This is a genomic window from Bradyrhizobium sp., assembly GCF_030654605.1.
Taxonomy (GTDB): Bacteria; Pseudomonadota; Alphaproteobacteria; order Rhizobiales; family Xanthobacteraceae; genus Bradyrhizobium.
Genome location: NZ_JAURXB010000204.1, coordinates 1 through 2,400, shown reverse-complemented (window position 1 = coordinate 2,400; position 2,400 = coordinate 1). Strand labels below are relative to the sequence as shown.

Annotated in this window: 2 protein-coding genes; both read left to right on the top strand. The window is 65.7% G+C overall.

Features of this window, described 5'->3' with window-relative positions; all coding sequences use genetic code 11:
* The first annotated feature begins 175 nt into the window (after window positions 1–175).
* The gene (locus Q7U29_RS18825) at window positions 176–703 is read left to right on the top strand and encodes a GNAT family N-acetyltransferase (RefSeq protein ID WP_304743872.1); all 528 of its coding nucleotides are present in this window, start codon (window positions 176–178) and stop codon (window positions 701–703) included.
* 81 nt (window positions 704–784) lie between these two features.
* Window positions 785–2,155 (top strand): MATE family efflux transporter, encoded by a 1,371-nt coding sequence (locus Q7U29_RS18820; protein ID WP_304743871.1) that lies wholly within the window; start codon window positions 785–787, stop codon window positions 2,153–2,155.
* The last annotated feature ends 245 nt before the right edge of the window (window positions 2,156–2,400 follow it).

Sequence of the window (2,400 nt, the reverse complement as noted above, 5' to 3'; positions counted from 1 at the left end):
AGGTGCGAGCGCGTCATAGGCATAAGGAAGGGTGGGAAGCGTGAAGGTCATGGGGGATGTCCGCAATGATGGGAGACGTGGGCTTAACGGGAACCCTTATAGAAGGTTCCAGGGATCTTAAACACAGCAATTTGGGACGGCCAGGACAGACCGCGCACGAGAGAAAGAACGAAAAATGAGCATCGAGATCGACGTTTTGAACGGGGACACATCGTGGCCTGTGGCCGAGCCTCTGTTCAAGGCGGTCTGGCCGGCCGAAATGGTTGAGAAACTGCCATGGGGCCATGTCAAATGGGCCAATGCCGATCTGCGCGTGCTGATCGATGCGCCTACCGGCGGCCTGGCCTGCCACGTCGGCATCTACTTCCGCCATGCCATTTGGGACGGCCGCAAGGTTCATATCGGCGGCATCGGCGGAGTCTCGACCCGCGAGGATTGCCGGCGTCAGGGTTATGCCAGCCTCGCGCTCGACGCCGCGGTCCAGACCATGCGCCACCACGAAGCGGTGCAATTCGGGCTGTTGTTCTGCGAGCCGCACAATTTCGCGTTTTACCAATCGCGCGGCTGGCACCCCTTCAGCGGCGAAGTCTACGTCGAACAGCCGGAGGGACGCGTTCGCTTCGAGGCGATGGCGCCCTTCGTGTTCGATTTCACCCGCAAGCCGCGGCAGGGCGTGATCGACCTATGCGGCCTGCCATGGTGACCATGCGTATTGCGGGGTGGCGTCGCGGGGTCGGCTGATCATATGTCAGTCATAATACTTTTGCCGGGGTTGGGATGACGCATGACCATTGAGGCCCCGCCCGCAGCACCGGCAAAGCTCCCGGCCAACGGCCTGCTGACATCGCCGATCCTGCCGACGCTGCTGAAGCTGACGCTTCCCAATGCCATCGCGATGGTCGGCACCACGCTGGTGGCGGTGGCCGAAACCGCCTATATCGGCCGCCTCGGCATCGAACCGCTGGCCGCGATCGCGCTGGTTTTCCCCTTCGTCATGCTGACGCAGATGATGTCGGCCGGCGCCATGGGCGGCGGCGTTTCATCCGCGGTCAGCCGCGCCATCGGCGCCGGCGACCGCGACCGCGCGGCGACGCTGGCCCTGCACGCCGTCATGATCGGCCTGCTCGGCGGACTGTTCTTCACTGCTGTCATGCTGCTGTTCGGCCGGCAGTTCTTCATGCTGCTGGGCGGGCGCGGCGGCGTGCTCGAACAGGCGCTACGATATTCGCAGGTGCTGTTTTCCGGCGCGGTTTCGATCTGGCTGGTCAATACGCTGGCGTCGGTGCTGCGCGGCACCGGCGACATGCGGCTGCCGTCGGCGACGCTGATCGGGGTCGCCATCATCCAGATCGTGCTCGGCGGCGCCCTGGGTCTCGGGCTGGCCGGCCTGCCGCAACTGGGCATGGGCGGGGTCGCCGCCGGCCAACTGATCGCGTTCTCGCTGGGCGCGATGTTCCTCGCATGGATCCTCGCCAGCGGCCGCAGCCGGCTGACACTGGATTTCCGCGCCTTCCGATTTCAGCGCACCATGTTCCTCGATATCCTGAAGGTCGGCGCGATCTCCTGCGTGGCGCCGCTGCAGAGCGTGCTCACCATCCTGATCTTCACCAGGATTTTGGCGGGCTACGGCACCGCGACGCTGGCCGGCTATGGCATGGGCTCGCGGCTCGAATTCCTGCTGACCCCGATCTCGTTCGCCTTCGGCGTCGCCTCGGTGCCGATGGTCGGCATGGCCATCGGCGCCGGGATGGTGGCGCGCGCCCGCAAGGCGGCGTGGACCGCGGGCATTGCATCAGCCCTTACCGTCGGGCTGATCGGCCTGATCGTCGCGGTCCATCCGGTGCTGTGGGTGTCGATGTTCACCAGCGATCCCGGCGTCACCGCGGCGGCCTATTCCTATTTCGCCTGGGCCGGCCCGGCATTCGCGTTTTTCGGGCTGGGCACCTGCCTCTATTTCGCGTCGCAGGGTGCCGCGAAGGTCGGCGGCCCGGTGCTGGCGGGAACCGGCCGCCTGCTGCTGGTCGCGCTCGGCGGCTGGTGGCTGGTGTCGATCGATGCCCCGGCTTCAGCGCTGTTCGCGCTGGTCGGCGCGGCCATGGTGCTGTTCGGCGTCGGCGTCGCCGCATCGGTCTGGTTGACGCGCTGGGGTAAATGAACTTGGGGGCAAGTGAGCTTGGGGGCAAGTGAGTTCCGCATTGCACAAGTTCGATTTTTTGCTATGCAGGCCCGCTTTCAAGGGAGTGGCCTATGTCTTGCCGATTCGGCACCATCGTTGCGAACCTGGCGATCCTGGCGGCGTTGCTTGGCGCTCCCGCCACGCCTGCGCAGGCCAGTGAGGCGACCGGCGTCTGGCTGACCCAGGCCGGCGACGCCAGGGTGCGTGTCAGCAAATGCGGCGGC